Origin of the sequence: Xenorhabdus stockiae (assembly GCF_002632825.1) — a bacterium.
GTDB classification, from domain to species: Bacteria; Pseudomonadota; Gammaproteobacteria; order Enterobacterales; family Enterobacteriaceae; genus Xenorhabdus; species Xenorhabdus stockiae.
Genome location: NZ_NJAJ01000002.1, coordinates 172,471 through 195,442 on the forward strand (window position 1 = coordinate 172,471; position 22,972 = coordinate 195,442).

Below are 22,972 nucleotides of genomic sequence, written 5' to 3' on the forward strand. Positions count from 1 at the left end.
AATGTTTCGAATATTGTGCTTTGTCGAGTTATTATTTTGACCTTTGGTAATTGATCGCTACTATATGCTTTGCAATATCTGTCGGATAGAGAACTTTGGTATCTTCTTGTACCGTCTTTCAGATATCAACTTAGACTACTCATTTGCTGTATTATATTTGTACGGCTTTAATGTTAATTAAATCAGCTATATCCCTGTTGTATTCATACACCAGGGATGGGATATATTAAAAATGAAAACCAAGTTAATTATTTCATCCTTATTCATTTCTTCTGTATTTATGCCTTTAGCACATGCCGATGACGGTCATGTTAAATTTACCGGAAGCGTAATCGCTGATGCATGTAAAATTGATTCTAATTCTAAAAATCAAACTGTCACTATGGGCACTGTCAGTGCACAAACTCTACTTGAAGGAAATCGAACAGCTGCTGCAACAAAATTCAGTATAAAACTAACAGGCTGTCCAGAATCAATTAAACATGCCAAAGTTAAATTTGATGGCTCTACTGATCCAGTAAATAAGAACCTTTTAGCATTAGATAAGCTGGATAAAAAAGTAGCCTCTGGCGTTGCTATCGGAATCTATGAGAATGATGGTAACACTTTGATTCCTATGGCAACACATTCAAAAATGAAAGATATTCAGAATAATGCAACTGAATTGGATTTCATCGCAAAATATGTTGCAACAATGCAAGAAGTTCAACCCGGTCCTGCTAATGCTGTAGCTAACTTCACTATCGTTTATAACTAAAAATATATAATAAAATATCTAATTAATAACTATTACCATTCACTATAACCAGTGAGTGGTAATAACAAGATAATTACATTAATTAATATATAACCATAATAAATAATATTATCGGAGTATCTATTTTGAAATACTTTCGTATTTTGATTTTTATTATCATCTGCACTTTCAGCATTAATACTACTTTTGCTGGTGTCATTATCGGTGGTACTCGTGTTGTTTATAACGGTGACAGAAAAGAAACATCTATCTCTATCAGTAATCCGGAAACAGATATTTCTTATCTTATTCAATCCTGGGTTCAGGGAGAAAATGATGAAACTAAGACACCGTTTATTGTTACTCCCCCACTTTTTAAATTAACCGCCGGAAATGAGACAGTATTACGAATTGTAAAAACCGGTGATAATTTACCAGCTGACAGAGAATCTCTATTCTGGCTAAATGTTAAATCTATTCCGGCAACAGTAAAATCTGAAGAAAATCAGTTACAAATCACTGTAAGATCACGCTTTAAGTTATTTTACCGCCCCACTCAACTGGCAGAAGACGCTTCCATTGCCTATAAGGCACTGAAATTCAAGGTTGAAGGCAACAAACTGACAGCCGAGAACCCTACACCGTACTATATTTCTTTTGCTTATCTTGGCATTGGGAATGCTTCAAAAAACCATGAGATCCAGACAGCCGGTATGCTCCCTCCTTTTGGTCAGCAGAGCTGGGATATTCCTATTAAAAATATCAATCAGGTATCCTGGAAAACCATTAATGATTTTGGCGGAATAACACCAGAAGAAAAGCATATTTTTTGAGTATAACTTTCATACAATCTATCAGGACTAGAAAATGATTATGGATAACAGCCGCCATTATCTTCAATACAATATTTCTGATAATTTGGTGTTATTTTTCAAACCAATAAAAGCATTCTTATGTATATTGGCAACAATATGGCTTTTGTTTTCCGATAAGGTTTACGGAGAAGACTATTTCAATATCAATGCACTGGAAACACTTTCCGGCTTTCCCGAATATATTGATTTGTCAATTTTTATGCAGGACGATCAACAGCCGCCGGGACGCTATTGGGTCGATACTTATCTCAACAGGGAAAAAGTAGATACCGGTAATGTTGAGTTTGTTCTGGTGAATAATAAGTTATCTCCCAGAATTACCCTAAAGCAGCTAAAAGAGATGGGAGTCAATGTCGATTTATTCCCGGCTTTAGCGGCTTTATCACCAGAGACCGAAATCACAGACCTTAGTCAATATATTGATTCTTCATCATCTTCTTTCGATTTTAACAAACAGCGTCTGGATATCAGCATTCCTCAAGCTGCTCTACATAACAAAGTAAGAGATTATGTGCCTCCTCATTTATGGCAGCAGGGATTAACTTCCTTACAAGTTAATTATAGTTATAGTGGTTCTACAAATTGGCTGGATGGTCAGTCAGGTTCAAACAGTCATAATTTTCTTAATCTCAGAAGTGGTGCCAACTGGGATGCTTGGCGTTTACGAAATTACGCAACTTACAGCAGCCAGAACAATAAATGGCGAAGCCTGAATACTTATTTACAACGTGATATTCATTCTCTGAAAAGCCAATTGACTTTGGGTGATAGTTATACCCCCTCACCTATTTTTGACGGTTTTCAGTTTCGCGGTATGCAACTGGTTTCAGATGATAATATGCTGCCTGATAGTCTGAGAGGTTTCGCACCAACGATACGGGGAATTGCACAAAGTAATGCTCAGGTGACGATTAAGCAAAATGGTTACATTATCTACGAAACCTATGTTCCTCCCGGACCTTTCATCATCAATGACCTGTACCCAACAACTGCCAGTGGCGATTTAGAAGTTATCGTTAAAGAAGCCGACGGAAAACAACATCGTTCTGTGCAACCTTTTTCGGCTGTACCTGTGATGCTGCGGGAAAAGAGTCTGCGCCATTCTTTGGCATTCGGAAAATACCGTTCGTCTGCTCAACACAGTAAAACACCTTATTTCGTACAAGGTACAGCCAGTTACGGGCTTTCCAATAATGTCACGCTATACGGTGGAACAATTTTCTCAAAAAATTACCAGTCTATTGCTTTGGGAACCGGTTACAGTCTCTATGATTGGGGTTCATTTTCTTTTGATGTGACACATGCTAAATCAGAATTAACTTCAGATATACGTGCATCCGGGCAATCATATCGGTTTCAATATGCAAAAGATCTTACCCTGACTGGCACCAGTTTAACGATAGCCGGTTATCGTTATTCGACTCACAATTTCTATGATTTCAAAGAAGTTAATGAATTTGATATTACCAGCAATAATCGCTACAACACCAATAAACGCAGTAAACTGCAAATGCATGTCAACCAGTCTTTAGGTGATTTAGGTGGTGTTTATTTATCTGCTTTTCAACAGGATTATTGGTCGCAGAAAGGCTATGAAAGGAATATCAGTGCTGGTTACAGTAGTAGCTACAATTCTGTCAATTACACGCTGAATTACTCCTATAATAGTTTGCCGGGAACGAATCATAAAGATCAGATTATCTCGCTCAGCCTACAAATCCCTCTTGATAGATGGCTAAAAAATAGCTGGGCCAGCTATAACATAACTAATAATAAAAAAGGAGATACATCTCATCAGGTCAGCTTAAGTGGAACAGCGCTGGAAGATAACAATCTGGCTTACAGTATTCAGCAAAATTACGATAACCGTAACACAGGTATTGGTGGAAACCTCACTACAGAATATAAAGGTGCTTATGGTCAGGTTGGCGTTGGTTATAACTATAACAGACAATCCAAGCAGTTAAATTACAGCCTCAATGGCGGAGTCGTCGCACATCCCTACGGTATAACTTTCTCTCAATCATTGGGGGATACATTGGTGTTAGTCCGAGCCAATGGCGCTAAAGGTATTAAAGTTCAGAATCAGACTGGGATTGCAACTGACCGGAGAGGTTATGCGATTGTTCCTTATGCCAGTAGCTATCGCAAAAATCGGATCTCTTTGGATACCTATTCAATGGGAGACAATGTTGATATCGATATCAGCACACAAACTATTGTTCCTACTCAAGGTGCTCTGACACTGGCCGATTTCCAGACTCGTATTGGTTATCGCGTTTTGCTGAACCTTTCTCACAAAGGAAAAGAAGTTCCATTTGGTGCAACAGCTACATTAGTTCAACAAAATGAGTCAGATGAACCCAGCAGCACTATTGTTAGTAATGATGGGCAGGCCTATATGAGTGGTATTCCTGAATCTGGTCAGATATGGGTGAAATGGGGTTATAAAGATACTCAGGAATGCCGGGTTAATTATCAACTTCCAAAAACAATACCAGAATCCGGCCTGTACTTGTTAGATGCCACCTGTGAATAACAACTATTGATCATATGTTTGATATTTTTACATATTATGGAAATGAATTATGGTTAAGGGCTTAAAATTATTAGTGGCGAGTATATTTACCGTCGGCACGATGAGCAGTTTTGCCAGTCAGGCCAATTATGGGAATTACACATGCCAATCTTTCCAAGGTGTTCCTCGTGGCACAACACAGGTTTCTTTTGGTTCTAAAATAATTGTTCCAAAGGATCATCCTATCGGAACGACTATTAAAGAAGTCCGTTTGGATCAATTATATGATAAAGGCTATATCGCCTATTGTAACAGTCTGACTCCAACATCCTGGGACCCACCTGATTTTAACCCTATCCACTATAATTATGATGCAATTTATGACTCTGGTGTGCCCGGAATTGGCATCCGCATCAATAACTGGCCAAACGAACCATATGGGCATGATTGGTTTCCCAGAATATCCTATTACCCACCAACCTGTTATCCACCTAACGGCTGGCCTCGTAATTACACCTATTACTGTGGCCGTACTTGGGGTTACCTAACGGTACAACTTATCAAAATTGCACCAAATACGGGCACGGGAAAGATCGAGAGCAGGATCCTGACCAGAGCCAGATTAGGGGGTAATCTGATTCATTCTTTTTATTTAGCTGAGACTGAAATCGTTACACCAACCCCAAGCTGTTCCCTTACTCATAAAACAACTCTCGTTAATATGGGAAAAGTCAGGACAAGTGAATTTCGCGGTATGCATAGCGCCACTCAGACAAAAGACTTCAACTTAGAACTGGACTGCGATGCAAATACAAAAGCTATTATGAGACTAAATGGACGTCCGGCAAAAAATGGTTATTCTAATATCTGGGCATTGGATCAAGATAGTGACAACGTCACAGCAAAAGGCGTGGGTTTACAAATTATTTTTCTCAATCGATTCTTATCGCAAGGTGAATCCATTGTCCTTCAGCCCAGCGATCAAGTAAGGCATTTCTCTCTTCCGATGCAAGCCCGTTATATTCAGACTGAAGCACGGGTAACACCGGGTAAAGCCAATGCAACAGCGACGATTACACTGACTTATCAGTAAATAATATTTTTTCTTTATTACTTTTCAGATGGTTGCATGAATTGGCATGCAGCCATTTTCATACTCATTCGCGAATAAATGAATTCGGTGTTCGTCAGGATCGAGAATGGTAAAAATAAATACAGGGGCTTGTAGATCCTAATTATTAAAATTCTACAGCCCCTAAACTACTACGAAGCGATATTCTCCATAGCCTGCAAAATACGCTTATCAGATATCGGATAGGCTGTACCCAGCTGTTGAGCAAACAGGCTGATACGCAGTTCTTCAATCATCCAGCGGATTTCTTTTACTTCCGGTAACTGTTTTTGCTGAACAGAAAGTTTCGCCAACCATTGCTGCCATTGTTGCTGAATATATTCAATCCGGCTCATATGCGTCCTATCCCTGTTTATATCAATTGCCAGTTTTTCCAACCGGCGTTCAATACCATTCAGGTAACGCAATACATCTGCCAGACGTTTCCAACCGTGGGCGGTGACGAAACCTCTAAAGACCAGACCGGAGATTTGCGCTTTGATATCAGATAGTGCTAATGCCAGAGAGATATCGACCCGCCCTTTCAGGCGTTTATTAATGGCGAATACCGTTGTCAGGATCTGCTCGACCTGTTTGGCAATCTCGACCACTGCATCATTCAAATCAGCCCGGACTTTATCCTGCAAGTCTGAAAATGCCTGTTCATTCCACGCCGGACCACCATTTTCTGCAATTAACTTGTCCACACCGCAGGAAATACAGTCATCAATCAAATCCAGAACTTTTCCATATGGGTTAAAATATAGCCCCAACTTAGATTTATTCGGCAGTTTTTCATGCAGGTATTTTATCGGTGATGGAATATTCAGCAACAGTAACCGACGCGTTCCTTCCCACATAGCATTAAGCTGCTCAGATTCAGTTTCAAACAATTTGATACCGATACTGTCTTTTTCATCCACCAGCGCCGGGAATGCTTTAACCGAATAGCCACCTCGTTTCTGCTCATAGCGTTCAGGTAATTCGCCAAAACTCCAGATATGCAGCCCGCTTTGTTCAATACCATCATCTGCTACGGCTGAAAGTGTTTCCTGTACTTTATCTTTCAGTTTCAGCTTCAGTGCCGAAAGATCTTTTCCTTCCGCCAGCGTTTTGTTTTTCTCTCCAATAATACGGAAAGTCATTTTCAAATGATCCGGAACCTGCTCTAATTGCCAGTCATCACGTGACAACGTCACTCCTGTCATGCGACGAAATTCTTTTTCAAGACTTTCCAGTAATGTTGCCTGTGGCTGAGTTATCCGCTCCAGAAATGCCTGTGCGTAATTAGGTGCTGGTACGAAATTACGGCGGATCGGCTTCGGTAACGATTTAATTAATGCCACGACCAATTCATGACGAATTCCCGGAATTTGCCAGTCAAATCCCTCATCTCTGACCTGATTTAATACTGGCAATGGAATATGCACCGTGACCCCATCAGCATCTGTCCCCGGTTCAAACTGATAAGTTAAACGGAATTTTAAATTATCCTGATACCAGTAATTGGGGTAATCCAACGCACTAACTTTATTGGCATCTCCTTTAATCAACATGCTCTTTTCAAAATTGAGCAATTCTGGCTGATCTTTGCTTACTGTCTTCCACCAGCGGTCAAAATGACGGGATGAAACTACGTCCTTGCCAATCCGCTGATCATAGAAGCTGAATAATGTCTCATCATCCACCAAAATATCCCGACGGCGGGATTTGTGTTCCAGCTCTTCGACTTCTTCACGTAATTTGAGATTAGCACGGAAGAATGAATGGCGGGTTTGCCAGTCCCCTTCCACCAGCGCATGGCGGATAAATAATTCGCGGCACAGCATCGGATCGATCTGGCTGTAATTGATCAGACGATCCATCACTATCGGCAATCCATATAAGGTGACTTTCTCTGATGCCATTACCGCACCCTGAGATTTTTGCCAGTGTGGTTCACTGTAATGACGCTTAATCAAATGCGATGCCAGAGGCTCTATCCATTCTGGTTCAATGCGGGCGGCAATGCGTCCCCAGAGGCGGCTGGTTTCCACCAGCTCTGCCACCATTCCCCATTTAGGCGGCTTTTTAAATAATCCCGACCCCGGAAAGATGGAAAAACGGGCGTTACGGGCACCGGTATATTCCTGTTTCTCGACATCTTTCTGACCGATATGGGATAAAAGCCCGGTCAGTAACGCAATATGGATACTGCGGTAATCCGCTTCCTGGCTGTTAACCGGAATACCAATTTCTTTGACTACCTGCCGCAATTGCGTGTACACATCCTGCCATTCTCTGACACGCAGGTAATTCAGATAATCCTGACGACACAGTTTGCGGAATTGAGAACTGGATAGTTCTTTTTGCTGTTCTGTCAAAAAATCCCACAATTTCAGGAAAGCGATAAAATCTGAGTCTTTATCAGCAAAACGGCGGTGTTTTTCATCCGAAGCCTGCTGTTTTTCCAGCGGCCTTTCCCGCGGATCCTGAATGGATAATGCCGCAGTAATCACCATGACTTCACGCACACAACCATGTGTTCGGGCTTCCAGCACCATGCGAGCCAAACGGGGATCGATCGGTAACTGCGCCAACTGCCGCCCCATTTGCGTCAGTCGGTAAGTACCATCGGTTGAAGACTCTGTATCGATAGCACCCAGCTCTTCCAATAATCGGACACCATCCTGAATATTACGTTTATCCGGCGCTTCAACAAACGGGAACGCACTGACATCCCCCAATCCAATCGAAGTCATCTGCAAAATAACGGATGCCAGATTGGTACGCAGAATTTCAGGATCAGTAAATTCGGGACGGGATAAATAATCATCTTCGGAATAGAGTCGAATACAAATCCCGTCAGAAACACGACCACAACGACCTTTTCGTTGATTAGCTGATGCCTGAGAAATTGGCTCTATCGGCAAACGCTGAACTTTGGTTCGATAACTATATCGGCTGATACGCGCATAGCCAGTATCGATAACATATTTAATGCCCGGTACAGTCAATGAGGTTTCAGCCACGTTAGTGGCTAAAATAATTCGGCGCCCGACATGAGACTGGAAGATCCGGTTTTGTTCGTTATTGGAGAGGCGCGCAAACAGAGGCAAAATTTCGGTATGCTTAAAATTCTGCTTACTAAGTGCATCGGCGGTATCACGGATTTCACGCTCTCCGCTCATAAATACCAGAATATCACCCGCACTTTCGCGGCCTAATTCTTCTACCGCATCAATGATAGCTTCTAGCTGATCCCTATCGTTGTCATTATCATCCCCTGTTATTGGCCGATAACGAACTTCCACCGGGTAAGTGCGACCTGAAACTTCAATAATAGGCGCATTACTGAAATGACGGGAAAACCGTTCAGGATCAATGGTTGCAGAGGTAATAATCACTTTCAGATCGGGACGTTTCGGCAATAATTGACGCAGATATCCCATAATAAAATCGATGTTCAGGCTACGTTCATGGGCTTCATCGATAATCAGTGTATCGTACTGTAATAACAGTCTATCCTGCTGTAATTCCGCCAGCAAAATACCGTCAGTCATTAATTTGACCAGTGTATTCTCACTCACCTGATCATTAAAACGAACCTTATAACCGACCGCTGAACCCAGTGATGTCTCCAGTTCATCGGCAATACGGCTGGCCACTGAACGAGCCGCTAAACGGCGGGGTTGAGTATGCCCGATAAGCCCTTTAATCCCCCTGCCAAGTTCAAGACATATTTTAGGGATCTGGGTGGTTTTACCAGATCCTGTTTCACCAGCAATAATAACAACCTGGTTATCCCTGATAGCTTTATAGATATCATTTTTTTTCTGGCTAACAGGCAGGTTTTCAGGATATTTAATCGTAGGACATGCCGTTTGACGATTAATAATTTTTTGTTTTGCTGTAGTAATATCCGCAGCAATAGATTGTGCTACAGCCTGTAAGGAAGCCTGATTTTTTATTTTTGCAGCTCCCTGCAAACGTTTTCTTAAACGGAACTGGTCACGCAACGGCGTGTGCTCAAGTTCAGCGTATAATTCAGCAATCGTCGCTGTTAAAGGTAATTCCACTGTGATAAATCCTTGTGACGTTCTTAATTGAGTAGTGCTGTTTTTCTGAAACACACTTTATTGTCAAAATTTCTTTTACTATCAAGGTATTCTAGTAAATTGAGTTATAGGATAGGGTTTTATAACTGGGCTATCAGAAGTGTAACATATCTTGAGTATTTCAATGTACTGCATATAAACGCATTTATTTCCCTCATCTTTCAGGTTAAAAACCGATGACTCAATCTGATGTTCAATAATTTTGAATACTAACCTCGAAATATTGCGCTATTTACTGAATGACAATCCCATTAAAATGCCTGACCTATAGAAACCATTGACAGTGTATTAGTTACAGTAACGAATTAAGGAATGAAAAATGAGTAAATTACTGGTTCTGAAATCCAGCATTTTGGCGCAAAATTCACAAAGCAATAAAATGGCAGATAATTTTATTGAGCAATGGTCCGCCAGCCATGCAGATAGTCACATCACCATCCGTAATTTAGCTGAGGAACCAGTTCCGGTACTGGATGGGGAACTATTAGGTGCTATGCGCCCAAGTGGGGCGGAACTGACAGAGCGTCAAAAAATGGCGATGGCACTATCTGATGAATTAATCGCCGAATTAAAGGCTCATGATGTTATTGTAATCACTGCGCCAATGTATAATTTCTCTATTCCTGCACAATTAAAAAACTACTTTGATTTGATTGCTCGTGCTGGTATTACTTTCCGTTATACTGAATCAGGCCCAGAAGGCTTGTTGAAAGGAAAACGTGTTATTGTGCTAACCACCCGTGGAGGCATTTATCAGCAAACACCAAAAGATTTGATAACTCCATACCTACAGATTTTCTTGGAGTTTATTGGTATTACTGATGTTAAATTCGTCTTTGCAGAAGGGATTGCGTTAGGCGAAGAACTGGCACATCAGGCACACCAAAACTCTCACAATGCAATAATTGAAATTATAGAAAAAATAAAGCAGGAACAATCTGAAGAAATCGCAGCCTGATTCTGTTGTTACTACTGGTGCGTGCCAGCCTAAAAATGGCACGCTTTATTTCTTCAACCAGTTGCCATTAATACCGCGCACATATTCCCCTGCTCCTGCACGGCTAACCAGCTTTTCACCCGCTATTCTCGCCACTTGATCGGTAGTTATATTATTTTGCGCCGCAATCTCCGCATACTTTTTTTCCCGTTCACTATTGATTTGCTTAACTACGGAAAGTGCATCCTTAGTATTCCTGACAGGAGCCAGATATCCGCTGAATGTTTCACCTACCAGACCTTGTTGTTTTGCTTCATCCAGCGTCATACTCATTGCAAAAGAACTAAACAGCAGGCTTAACCAAAGTATCACTCCTGTTTTTTTCATATTCTCACTCCTTAGAATAAGTCAGAGTTATTTTTGAGCATATCTTCAATCTGCCGATCGACTTTAATATGAATTTCATGTTCAATTTTCACATTCATATTAATATTGATGGGCTTATCCGGTGTTGCAACTTCCAGCCTGATACACCCAACCAAACCTACGCAAATTAACGCCATGCCACCAATGATCATCGTTAATCTGAACCCACGCTTTGTTATCATTTATTATTACTCCCGGTTAAAAACACCAAACTATTCCAGTTCAGCGATAATTCTACGGTACAGAGCAAAGTATTAAAACACAGTAATCTCTTAGGGAATTCGAAACTCATTGGATATAGAACTTTTTACCTATAATTTCCACTTGCTTTTTTCTATGCAGATTGCTAAAAACTTAAACATTATGAAAATTAAATCAATCTTCATTCTGGCCATGCCAGCTCAACAAACTACCACCACCGAAACCACTAGGTTGTTCGGGGGGTAGTCTCGACAGAATTTTTAAAAACCCTCTGAGCGACTCGCCAGAGGGTTTTTTCATACCTGCCTTATGCGTTTCGCTCAGAGTTTCATAACAGGAGAAGCTATGAAAACTCATCGTGAGATTGCACAACAACTTGATTTGTTTCATTCAGAACCCCAAGGGCCGGGAATGATTTTCTGGCATCCGAACGGCTGGCGGCTATTTCAAAATATTCAACAGCATATGCGGAAAATTTACCAACAGCATGGCTTTCAGGAAGTCCGTACACCTCAGTTTTTGAAAAAAGAGTTATGGCAGACTTCAGGTCATCTTGCTATGTACAAAGAGGATATGTTTTTCGGCGGTGGTCAGGAAAGTATGTCGGATTATGCCTTAAAACCAATGTCCTGCCCGGCGCATATTTTACTGTTCAAACGTGGTGTGCATAGCTACAGGGAACTCCCCATAAAACTGTTCGAGTTTGGTTTAGTCCATCGTAATGAACCCTCTGGGGCATTGAATGGCTGCCTGAGATTGCGCCAATTTACTCAGGACGATGCCCATGTCTTTTGTACATGGTCACAAATTCAAGCTGAGGTAATTAATTTTCTGAATAGAGCTAAGCTTGTGTACAGCCAGTATGGTTATCATCAACTTTTAGTCAGAATTTCTACTCGGCCAGAGTCTGCTCTCGGCGATAAAATTTTATGGCAGAAAGCTGAACAAATATTAATTGATGTATGCCGAGAGCAATCTGTTGATTTCGAAATACAAATCGGTGAAGGCGCATTTTATGGCCCCAAAATCGAGCTGGCTCTTAAGGATAATATGGAACGTGAATGGCAGTGCGGAACAATACAGCTGGATTTTAACCTCCCGGAACGCTTCGATATTGCTTATACAAATTCGTCCGGCGAGAAAGAACACCCGGTAATTTTACATCAGGTCATATATGGCTCAATAGAGCGCTGGATCGGCGTGTTACTGGAAAGCACTCAGGGCGCATTGCCAGAATGGGTACATCCATTACCCGTTGCAATCGCAACAGTGTGTGAAGCAGCTATCGATTATGCCAATGCACTGGTCTGTTCACTCAATTCTGCGGATTTACCTGTATTAACTGATCATAGTAATAGTTCTGTTGCTCATAAAGTCAGGCGATTTCATCAGTTGAAGATCCCCAATATTCTGATTGTCGGAGAGCAGGAAATGAAAACAGATCAGGTTGCTCTGCGTCGGGGGAAAATTATCTCTAGTGTGGGGAAAGAGCAGCTGCTTGAGCAGTTAATGGTTTACAGGAAAGCGTGATAACTTGAAAAGTTGGCCATTTTTAAATCAATGACCAACTTTTGTAAAATTATCAATGTTAACTAAATCAATCATATTAATGATTATCACTATTGTCAGTATCATCTCCCATATTAGTTCCAGCGATAAGCTGTGTAATATACCAGTGGCTTTCACTCTGATCTTGTCTCAGAAAATATTGGTTTCCGTCAATAGAAAATGGAATCATATATTGGTAATCTGTATCCCATTTATTTTCACCTTCAATTTGAGCTTCAGGTACTCCCCCACTCTTTATATAACTGATAAACCAATAGTTATCATAAAATCTTTGTCCTGCGTAATAATGTGTGCCACCAATATAATACGCAAATTCTGGATAATAATAATACTCCCAAGTATTAGACATGCTTTGCTCACCTACTGTCCCATCTTTATTCAATTCATAAGCAAAAGCCTTCAGGCTAGGGTCTTTTGTGTGTATATATATATATTCCTTATCTTCCATTGAAAAAAAGAATGTAGCTCCATAGAAACAATCCCAGCTTTTTTCCTCTGTTGGAGTTCGTACCATTTTTCCATCAGGAAGGATTTTTTGTATAATATAAGGATATTGACCATTATCATTAATATCATTACTGTGAAGATAAATAAATTGGTCTTTACCAGACCTATATGCAAATCCCACATCATAACTACAATTATAATAATCATGATCTACAATTACTTTATTCCCTTTTTCATCCAACTTTGCAATTATCCAATAGGACTTATAGGCACTTGTGGATGAGTTAATAAAAACTTTAGCTAACCCAAAAACATATTGTTCGTCTCCGAGGGTAAAAGGAAATAATAAATCATAAAAATTAACCCACTTCTGGCCAGTAGAAACTTGCTCTCCCTGTAACCCACCTGTAAGCAGCTTATGTACACTTACTAAGTGATCACATTTACGCTGACGCAAAAGATACGTATGATCACCAATAGTATAAACAAAGATCGTTCTAATGTATTGTCCATCACTGGGAGGTGAAGCCTCACAATCCAGATTGGCCTGAAAATTGATGTTTATAATTGTTGGTTCTGCTTTACTGCCATCCATTACACCAGTAAGAGTGACCGTTTCACCTGCTGCATTTGTGTCATAAAGTTCAAAGTTTGCATTTCCTTTTGAATCCGTTTCTATAGAAGTAGCCTGAGTAATTTTATTCTGTTCAAATGACGCAGCTCCAGTAATACTCAAGTTTAATTTTCGATTATCGAGGTGAACCACTGGACCGGTTCCTGTCAGAATAGCCTGAACCTTATTACTCTGTATACCATCAGCCATTGCGTAATCACCAATGACATTAAAATTAAGTGCGTAGTGTGCTGTAGCTTCAAAGTGGTAAGGTTGATGACCAATTGGGTTACTATTCTCTTGAAAAGAGACTGTTAATTTTCCATCACCGCCTATATCTGGGCCCACTATAAAAACAGAGGTTTCCCCAGAGCCATCTGTACAACCAAGTAATTTTTTTTGACCTGTGTCCTGACCGTTAACCACAAAACTACCTAGTGTGCATTCAAAAATTAAGTTTAATTCAGGCATTGCTATTGATGATTCGTAAGCCAGGATTTTAATTTTAATCGCAGGCCTTCCTTGGAAAAGTTTAATTGATGGAAAAAAATTAATTGAAATTTTCATATTATTTTACTCAAAGTGTAAGGGGGTCGACAAAAACAATAGTATTATTAATTTGTTCTATAGAAATACCCTTGACATTAATGGTAAAAGCACTCCGCACTGCTTTAAATGATGTTAAATTATAGACTAACACTTTATTTTTATCAGGATTAGGTATTTCCAGAACATTATTACCACCATTAATTTTAATATCTACACTCTCAAATTCCACTATAATATCAGTGATTTTATCTGATGATATTTTAATAAGAAGAAAACACTGACACATACCATCAGCGACACCATAAGAGCTATAGGTATAAGTTAGCCCCTCATCTGAAGATAGCATCCAAGTTGAAAAATCCAAAGGAACTTTATATGCAATAACAGGATCTTCATAATTAAGAATTAGCACGCTATTTTTAGAAATATCTTCACTATAAATATGAAGATAGCCAACCCCTTTCTCATTTATATTATCCAATACAGTATTATTTTCACCATCATTATCACCAAAATAAGCATTCGTTAATCGTGCATGAATTGGTTTACTATTTGAACCCGTATATATAACTGCTGTTAAAAAAGGCTTTATATCTGCATGTTCACTATCAATAGAACCAATATTTTTGGTTGTTTGCACTTTAACATTGACAGTATCTAAATCATTAAAAATAAAAACGCTCGTATAATCAGACTCTATACCCTTACCAGAGGCAGAAAATTTGGCAATAACCGATTTAACCTCCAAAAAATTAATTCCATCTATCTTGAATGTATAATCCACATAACCATTTGTTATATCATCGCCATGTAATGTAAGTTGGCCAGAATTTAGCTCCTTCACTTGTTCATCAAAATCCCCCAAAAATTTAGCTGAAATAACTATAGAATCATAATTAACCAAACCTTTAAATTTAGCCCGAACTCTTACTCCTCCTTCTAGATTAATATCATGTAAGTACAACTTTGATTTTTTAGCATCACGGAAAATTATTTCATTATCAGATGAAGCCATATGACCACCCCCTATAATTGTGACTAACGACGTTTTAGAATAAAGATGTTCTTTATGTAAATTTGTCACTGTGTATTTAGCTTCACATACTCCAGATATGTCTATTTTATTTACATCAAACAATAAAATATAAAAATCACGTTCTGGCTCTTCTGGTGTTATATGATGGGTAATACTTTTCACTTTGGCCTTAGTGTTATTTTTTAAGTAAATTTCTCCATCTATTTTATCTAATACCTCTACTCCTTGATATTTATTCACTTTCATCATAATATAGTTAGTGCACATCGCTATGATTTCAGGAACGTTAATTATTCCATCTGAATTTTTTTGAGGAAATTCGGGTCGTGATAAAGTATCTTTATTGTTCATAATCCACCTCTATGAAATTTATTTCAAAATATAACAATATAACCTGACCAAATTCCGCCATAAGTTACATCGCTATCATCATCATGACCAATTTGATAATCAAAAAAAATCTCTCCATCACTATAGGGAAATGCTAGATTGTTCTTTAATAATTCATAAGGTATATTAAATTTTAATGTTGCTGTTTTACCACCTATTTTATCTGGTTGATAGGGCATATTATCTGTAAAAACGTGTTTTACCGTTCTGGTGCTTGAATTAATATATAAAGTTAAAAAAACTTTTGAACCCAATTTAACCTTAGACCCATCGCTATTATCATTAGTGCCTATAATTCTGACAAACAAACCTGCATCATCTGGATTTTTGGCATGATCAGATGTATTTTTGTTAATTATAGCTCCCCCCTGCTTTATTATTTCATCAGAGCTAGAATAAACCTGACAAGGCTCGTACATTCTGTGAATATCTGTCCACGGTTTATTTGGTCTTCCTCTATAAGTAACATCAGCAGTGCTGGATTTAGCTACTACATTTCCACTTGATTTAATTAATAAATAGGATAATTTTGATAGCTCATCTTTATTTAAAATAAAATAGGGCAACTCCATTAAACATGGGTCATGTTGATGTACATTAAGAACCCTAGAATAGTATTTATATTTATCATTAACAAAAAACAACAAAAAATCGCCAAGCTCATAATCATCACACGGGGATATATCTACCCAAAATTTACTTTCTCCATTTGACGTTAAATTATCGCCAATGGCCGTAACAACTATTAGAGGTTGCCGGTAAATTTCAACATCATCAACAATTATAAATATAGTTTTTTTCGCAAATTTAAAATCAGTTGAGTTTGGTATTATAGAAGACAATTGAATAACTAGTGAGAGAGATTTTTTCGGAAAAATATAAAACTCCAATACTCCTTTCTCATCTGAGTTTACGAAAAACCCCTGATAATTAATAAATTCATTAATGTCTATTCTTGTTACTTTATCCTTATGATAAATATCAACTTCTTCCAACTGATTAACAATGTTAGATTTTATAAATACAGGCACTCCTGACAATACGCCGCCATCTTCATCTCTTATAACCGTATGAATTTTAGTTAATATAGAACCGACTTGAGAAACATTAAATGATGTCGGAATAGACAAGAAACTATTATCAACATTTAGTCTCAATGAATCAGGGTCGATTTTTTTTGCGGTATATTGTAATATATTGGATTGAAAACCATTTAACGATGTTTTAACTCGGAAAGAAATTTTTTCATTTTCCAATAATGTATTGGATACAGTTAAAGTGACCGTTGCTGTAGCCTTTTTTTTATCACTTTCTATAACCAGAGGAGTATCATCGAGTGGAACAGTAATGTTTTCATTTCCATAAAATGAAATTGTAGAATTATCATCTATATTTTCATTAGATGACAGGGTTACTGTAAATAAAAAACTTTGCCCTATTATTAAATTACCCGTTTCAGGTAAAGAAAATCCCATTTTTCCAGCCATATTTTTATTTTCCTTTTTATTATAAATATTATATTGAAGAGCGCTGTTATAATCAGCGCTCATTTCTAATATTTTTAATGACTACGTTACTCACCAGGAACTGGGACTGTTTCAATGCTCGAATTCCATATGGCACCATGCTCTAACTTATCATCTTGATAAAACTGATAGTCAAAATATATATAACCATTCCCGTGTATATTAACTATATCATTATAGGGAATATGGAAAAAAATAGAGTTTTTATTACCAGGACCACCAATGTCAGCCAGCTTAATTTGTTGAGTATACGGTTTTTGAAAACTGTTTCCATCTGAGTTAATATACATTATCAGGGTAATATCTTTTATATCTAATGGAACAGCTTTTGTGCCTTCTGGCAAATTAATAAATTTAGGATCAGATCTTACAATCTCAATAAATATTCCACGGTGTGGATATCCAGGGTATTTCATTATGGCACCATAATTAATATAGTTACCCATACCTGATGGTATGATATTATCTGGCCCAACACCAAGGCTGGTATGAACTATACAAGGATTAAATTTTCTTTTAACGCCTGGATCTGGTTCATAAGGAATACCGCCTATATAATTTAATGTTAATACTTCAGAATAGAATATATCTCCACTAGTTTTAACTGCAGCATAAGAAAATTGAGATGATTTATTTTCTTTAAATATAGAATAAGGAAGAGGTATATTATATTGATCTAACTGCTCACTTAAATTATGTAAATGCACAGAATGCCCTGTATATTCACCATCAACAAAAAATAATATTGCATCATTAACAGCTGCTTGATCATAACTACTTACCATTGTATAAAATTCTCTTATTCCTTGGTCTGCAGATAAATCTCCCATAGTAAATCCATCGATAGTTGGATAGCCTATAGAATCCATATATCCCGGATCCTTATAATTGACAGCATAAATAATTTGTTTGGCCAAAACATCAGCTACATCATTTAAAATGATAGTCCTAAGAGTAAGGATGGCTATTTCTGACAATTTAGGATAGAGATAAAATTTAACTAACCCTGTGCTATCTGAGGTTAACATTAAGCCTTCACTTGGTCCTATTTTTTCAAGGTTAATATTAGTTGTTTCATCAGCTTTCTTAAATTTAAAATCTGTCATTTTATGTGAAACAGTTGATGTGATAAATACAGGTGTATAAGCCAATGACTTCCCAGATGTGCTTTTCAAAGTTGCAGTTATCGGCGTGAAATTATTTGTTTCTGATATCGGACCACCCTCTGGCAATACTGTTTTTAAAACCGGATTTGTAATAAAAAGTGATAATGATTTTTTATCAATTTCATTAGCTGTACCTTGAAATAGTACAGATGAAAAAGCAGCTCCACCAGACGTTGCCGTAGTATCTACATTAAATTTAATTTCTGAATTATCGGTTGTACCCTCAAGTACTGTAAATCCTAACTTTGCACTAGCATGTTTAAATGTAGGATCGTAGCCAAGATTAGCAGAAGGTTGATCAAATTGTATATTGGGACTTTTATTACTGATAGTTATATTTGCCGCCAAACTAATAGGTTTATCCGAACTTAATGTCACAGTAAAACTAACATGCTGGCCTATCACTAAATCAGCATTCTTATTAATTGAAATATCCATTGGTTTTTTTATATCAACTATAGCTGTTTTCGCTTTATCTGAAAATGATTTAGAGTGGAAATTAACTCCACCAGCAGTAGCATTAGTATCTACTTCAAATGAAATGTTTGGATTATTTATTGCGTTCGGAAGAATTTTAAATCCGAACGTTGCAGTTGCTGTATGGTTGCCCGGCTCGTAACTAAGATCAACAGAATCATGGTCGAATTTTATATTTTCACTATGACCTTCCTTGATTGTTACTTTTTTTTTCATTGCAATATTTTCACTTGAACTTAGTGTTACAATAAAGGTTATATGCTGCCCTATAATTAAGTCACTACTTTTTATTCCTGAAATTATTAGCGTGTTATTTGCAGCCATTGTTTAATTACCTCATTTTTAATGAATAATCATGAAGGGAAAATACATTCTTTAATGTAAACCACTAACATCTAACTCAATCCACATTAAAGGTATAACAACCCAAAAACCAATGAAAAAAAGTTATCTAATGATAACTTTTTTTCATTGGTAAATTTTATGTTATGTTATGTGGAATTTTATACTTGTATATAGCATAAAACAATCCCCTTTGACTTATTATCAAAGGTGTTTTTGTCAAAATCATAAATTCTAAACTCACCATTAGTAGAAGGATCGCTACTCTCTACTACAATCGTATCTCCCTCTACTTTCGTAATATCCCTAAAAACACCCCAATTATATAAATTACCAAATTCATTATACAAACTATAAATGTTAGCAGAATCAGAGACGTCCTTATCTAAAAACAGCTTAGGTATTTTATTAGCAACTGAGCCAGTGTTACAATGGATATCGCCAGTTACATTTTTATATCCATCAGCAGGCAGTTCCAGCATTTTAATGGCAGACATTTTGTATTCATAGAGTTGAATTTCTCCTGTTTGTTTTGTTATTTTAACTGTTATTGTGGCTGAACCTGGGGCAATAAATTCTATAGGCCCACTTCCAGTACCAAATGATAACATATTCGTGCCAAAGATAGGTGAATTAACATCAGATATACCATAAGTGATTTTATTTTCATCTTTATCAAAGGAGCCAGAGATTTCAGATTCTCTTAATTCCCCTCTCAAAGAACTAAAAATATTATTTGGATGACGTTTGCCATCTTTATTATCAAAATACTTATTTTTATCTGTATATTCATCATAAATATACAATACCGCAGGTAGAGTCACAGGCGTGAACGCCACTTCGTTCTCATTATTTGTTTCTACCTGTGGAGCATCAGATATTTTTAATGACACCTTCACGTTTTCAACACCAACTCGACTTTTTAGTCTGGCATACAAATAACCATCCTGATCTGTTGTAAATTTATCCTTGTTGGTAGGCGAATAAGCTTCCGGTTGAGGGAATCTTTCTTTTGGAATTTTTTCATGATCGTGCATCCACTGTACACCTTGGATAACTTGATAAGAAATGATTTTTTCCTTATCATTTTTATTAATGATCTTTGCCTTGTAATGAAATTCTTCCTGGCCATTACCCATCAATATTTTTTTGGAACCAATTAATTCAACACTAGCAATTTCGTATTCTGGCGGAACTATATTCATCATAGCTGAGCATGTCGGCGAAGCATGATTTTTGCCTTCAATATTCATACACGCTTTCACCTGCACAGCCTCATGGCTAGTAATTTCTGCTGTCAGGGTACCGTTATTGGGATTTACTTGTTGTGGGATACTCGGTAATGGGGTTCCCTGTCGAGTAGATAGCTCGACATAAGATGGTGCATCGCTACCATCTTTAAGTTGCGGCTTAGTCCAAGAAAATTTAATTCCCTGCCCTTTATATACGGTATTATCTTTTTCACGCCAGACGGTTGCCGTAAGCGAGTATTGATCCTGTCTGCCCTTAACAGGTGAAGGTTCTATGGAGATTTCCGGCCAGATAAAATTAATAGATCCCTTTGATTCTCCTTGCCCATGATGAGCAACCGAAGCAATGATGGCAACATCAGTATTAGAAACCTCTGTGGAACTGGTTAATGTTGTCTTTGCTATTCCATTTCTATCGGTTTCTGACTGGGAGTGTGTAAATCGAAGATTAGAACTACCTTTAACTGACCAATTTACTATTTTTCCTGCCACTCCTTTACTATTCTCATCGCTCACTGTTGCCTTACAGGTATAGGTTTCGCTAACTAATACCGGCCTTTCACCACTAGTCGCTTCGCATACGACATCAATATTATCCTTTTCAGACTTAATTGATACCGGATCAGCGGTAACGGCAGCCTGATTTTTAATAGACAGTGAAACCTTTACACCACTAAGTGGTTTCGAGCTATCTAATGTAGCAATTAACTCTCCAGAATCATTTGTGCTATCTGCTTCTGTAGTTAACTTAACTGATTTCCCTTTATCATCGATTGCTTTCCATATTACATCTTTAATCGACTGCTTAATTAGCGGGTTACCCTGACGATCAACAACTGTAGCGCTGAATGTATAAGATTTTTCATCACCTACAATTAAAGGACTTTTAGGATTTACTGTCAGACCATCACGAATATGATATGGACTAAAACTTACAGAACCTATTTCTTGCTTTGGTGCTCCATCCAATTGTATGTATATTTTAACATTGTCATATGGCTTTTCGCTGAATAATATATTAGGTATTAATTGCTCTTTTTCATCTGTTAATATTGTAAGCTCGCCATTTTCATTCGTTTTTGCCTGTTTATTATTCCATTCAAAACGTAAGCCAGATTCATTACCTAAGGCTGGAACCGTGCTCCAAATCACCTTATCAATTGTCGCATTCTTGACAAATTCTCCAGCAGGTAAACCTTCATAAGTAATAATAGGATTGCTAAATGTATATCCATTTTTTGCACTATCTGTCGTTTTTGGAGATTCAGGAGGAATAATATTTATTTTCCCATCCACTAAAAATTGCAAAACCCTTATAGGTACCTGAATAACTTTCTTTCTGTTCTGATTATCTGTAAATACGATATCAAGCATATAATCGCTTTTATGCGTTTCCTGATAAGTGGGCAACGTGACGACAATACTCTTTCCTGAATCAGAAGAAAGCTTTCCTTTGTTATTTTTAAATTTTTTATCTGTCACGAACCAGCCAATGTGTTTAATATTTGCATGAGATCGGATAGGTGCATTAATAGGTATCTCCTGCTGACCATATCCAATAATGGTATCCATTTTTAAAAATTCATCCTGTTCTCTTTTTTTATGATCTAAAATAATATTATTGTTTCTTTCTACCAAATCGTAACGACTACCCACTAAAGTCCGCATTGAGGCAACATTATCGGGTGATAATTGAGTATCCAGCGGAATCCCAAATTTATAATTTAGGTTTGCCAGAAACTGGGTTTCAGTATGACCTTTTTCACCCTGCCGATAATCAACACCGATAGTAACCAGTGGGATCGGAGTATATGTCAGGCCTAACTTAGCTTGACTGGGATTTTTCTGTTTCGTCTCGCTGTTGAATAAAGTGACATTATCACCAAAATATTGCTCATAGGTCAGCTTCATTCCCAAATTAGGATAAGCTGACAAGAAAAACTCACTATTGATATCATAACCCGTGGCAGGGCGCTCATAATAATCTTCAAAGTTCCTAGATTCTTGCCAATCACTTAAACGATGATAAACATTAGCGGAAAGTTTAGTATAATCACTCCAAATCTCCCCTCCCAGTCCGAGTCGTTGATTTCTACCAGTAACATCATGATCATAAAAAGTATTTAATCCATACATCCAGTTATTATCAAAATAGCGCCCCCCCAAACCTAGATTAATCGTATTTCTACTATCTTTATTACGATAACCCAGCTGAGAAAAAAGCAACCAATCAACTTTGTTATCATAAATTGGCAGTAAGATATCAATAGAGTTATTCTTTAGTGTCCATTCTCGGTCTAATCCTAAATTAATTTTGACAGCACCAAATTGTGATAACCATTTTTGAGCTTTAGAAGATACGGTACTGTTAAGTTTATCCAAAGCAAAGTACTCTGCTTGTTCGGTAAGCTCTGAATAAGAAGAAGATAAAACATGATTTACTGTTTGAATATTACTAAAAAGTACATTTGGCATATCAGTTTCTAAGGTGTCATTATTTTTCTGTGCATGAGTATAAAACTCTTCATATTTTATGTTCTCTTCCACAGATGCATTACTGAGCGTAGAAGGCATAAGTAACATATAAAGTAGCACAAAAAAAACGATGATCTTACTTGCGTATGATTGCATGTATAAACACCTCAAAAATTTTTATACCAACTTATCAGTTGAGACTTTCACTTAAATTTTAATCTCGTTAATAAC

At 37.6% G+C, this 22,972-nt stretch carries 14 protein-coding genes; 6 read left to right on the forward strand and 8 right to left on the reverse strand.

The annotated features are described in order from the left end of the window. The first annotated feature begins 232 nt into the window (after window positions 1-232). From Xsto_RS01125 to Xsto_RS01140, 4 genes are all read left to right on the forward strand, one after another. Complete coding sequence (locus Xsto_RS01125; protein WP_099123850.1) at window positions 233-757, forward strand: fimbrial protein; 525 nt, start codon at window positions 233-235, stop codon at window positions 755-757. A 125-nt stretch (window positions 758-882) separates the two neighbouring features. Continuing rightward, window positions 883-1,569, forward strand: a complete 687-nt coding sequence (locus Xsto_RS01130; protein WP_244590315.1) for a fimbrial biogenesis chaperone — start codon at window positions 883-885, stop codon at window positions 1,567-1,569. A 34-nt stretch (window positions 1,570-1,603) separates the two neighbouring features. Beyond that, window positions 1,604-4,150, forward strand: coding sequence for a fimbria/pilus outer membrane usher protein (locus Xsto_RS01135; protein ID WP_244590316.1), 2,547 nt, complete (start codon window positions 1,604-1,606; stop codon window positions 4,148-4,150). 49 nt (window positions 4,151-4,199) lie between these two features. Then, entirely contained in the window at window positions 4,200-5,222 is a 1,023-nt protein-coding gene (locus tag Xsto_RS01140; RefSeq protein ID WP_099123852.1) for a fimbrial protein, read from the forward strand. A gap of 170 nt (window positions 5,223-5,392) precedes the next feature. On the opposite strand, the gene hrpA is transcribed toward Xsto_RS01140, so the two are convergent. Next, window positions 5,393-9,298, reverse strand: coding sequence for an ATP-dependent RNA helicase HrpA (gene hrpA, locus Xsto_RS01145; RefSeq protein ID WP_099123853.1), 3,906 nt, complete (start codon window positions 9,296-9,298; stop codon window positions 5,393-5,395). Window positions 9,299-9,656: 358 nt separating this feature from the next. Between hrpA and Xsto_RS01150 the strand changes: the two genes are divergently transcribed. Beyond that, window positions 9,657-10,295 carry an FMN-dependent NADH-azoreductase gene (locus tag Xsto_RS01150; protein ID WP_099123854.1) on the forward strand — a complete coding sequence of 213 codons (639 nt, stop codon included), beginning with the start codon at window positions 9,657-9,659 and terminating at the stop codon, window positions 10,293-10,295. A gap of 45 nt (window positions 10,296-10,340) precedes the next feature. On the opposite strand, the gene Xsto_RS01155 is transcribed toward Xsto_RS01150, so the two are convergent. Both Xsto_RS01155 and Xsto_RS01160 read right to left on the reverse strand, forming a co-directional pair. Then, window positions 10,341-10,661 carry a YdbL family probable chaperone protein gene (locus Xsto_RS01155; protein WP_099110124.1) on the reverse strand — a complete coding sequence of 107 codons (321 nt, stop codon included), beginning with the start codon at window positions 10,659-10,661 and terminating at the stop codon, window positions 10,341-10,343. 11 nt (window positions 10,662-10,672) lie between these two features. Continuing rightward, window positions 10,673-10,852 (reverse strand): YnbE family lipoprotein, encoded by a 180-nt coding sequence (locus Xsto_RS01160; protein ID WP_241537946.1) that lies wholly within the window; start codon window positions 10,850-10,852, stop codon window positions 10,673-10,675. A 394-nt stretch (window positions 10,853-11,246) separates the two neighbouring features. Here Xsto_RS01160 and thrS point away from each other — a divergent pair, with 394 nt between their 5' ends. Then, window positions 11,247-12,431: a threonine--tRNA ligase gene (thrS, locus tag Xsto_RS01165; protein WP_099110126.1), complete on the forward strand. Its 1,185-nt coding sequence runs from the start codon at window positions 11,247-11,249 to the stop codon at window positions 12,429-12,431. A 76-nt stretch (window positions 12,432-12,507) separates the two neighbouring features. Here thrS and Xsto_RS01170 read toward each other — a convergent pair whose 3' ends face one another. From Xsto_RS01170 to Xsto_RS01190, 5 genes are all read right to left on the reverse strand, one after another. Further along, window positions 12,508-14,097: an Ig-like domain-containing protein gene (locus Xsto_RS01170; RefSeq protein ID WP_099123855.1), complete on the reverse strand. Its 1,590-nt coding sequence runs from the start codon at window positions 14,095-14,097 to the stop codon at window positions 12,508-12,510. Between the two features lie 10 nt (window positions 14,098-14,107). Continuing rightward, the gene (locus Xsto_RS01175; protein ID WP_099123856.1) at window positions 14,108-15,466 is read right to left on the reverse strand and encodes a hypothetical protein; all 1,359 of its coding nucleotides are present in this window, start codon (window positions 15,464-15,466) and stop codon (window positions 14,108-14,110) included. 23 nt (window positions 15,467-15,489) lie between these two features. After that, the gene (locus tag Xsto_RS01180) at window positions 15,490-16,992 is read right to left on the reverse strand and encodes a hypothetical protein (protein WP_141554480.1); all 1,503 of its coding nucleotides are present in this window, start codon (window positions 16,990-16,992) and stop codon (window positions 15,490-15,492) included. 86 nt (window positions 16,993-17,078) lie between these two features. Continuing rightward, entirely contained in the window at window positions 17,079-18,998 is a 1,920-nt protein-coding gene (locus Xsto_RS01185) for a hypothetical protein (protein WP_099123858.1), read from the reverse strand. A 179-nt stretch (window positions 18,999-19,177) separates the two neighbouring features. Continuing rightward, complete coding sequence (locus tag Xsto_RS01190; RefSeq protein WP_099123859.1) at window positions 19,178-22,897, reverse strand: inverse autotransporter beta domain-containing protein; 3,720 nt, start codon at window positions 22,895-22,897, stop codon at window positions 19,178-19,180. Window positions 22,898-22,972 lie beyond the last annotated feature (75 nt).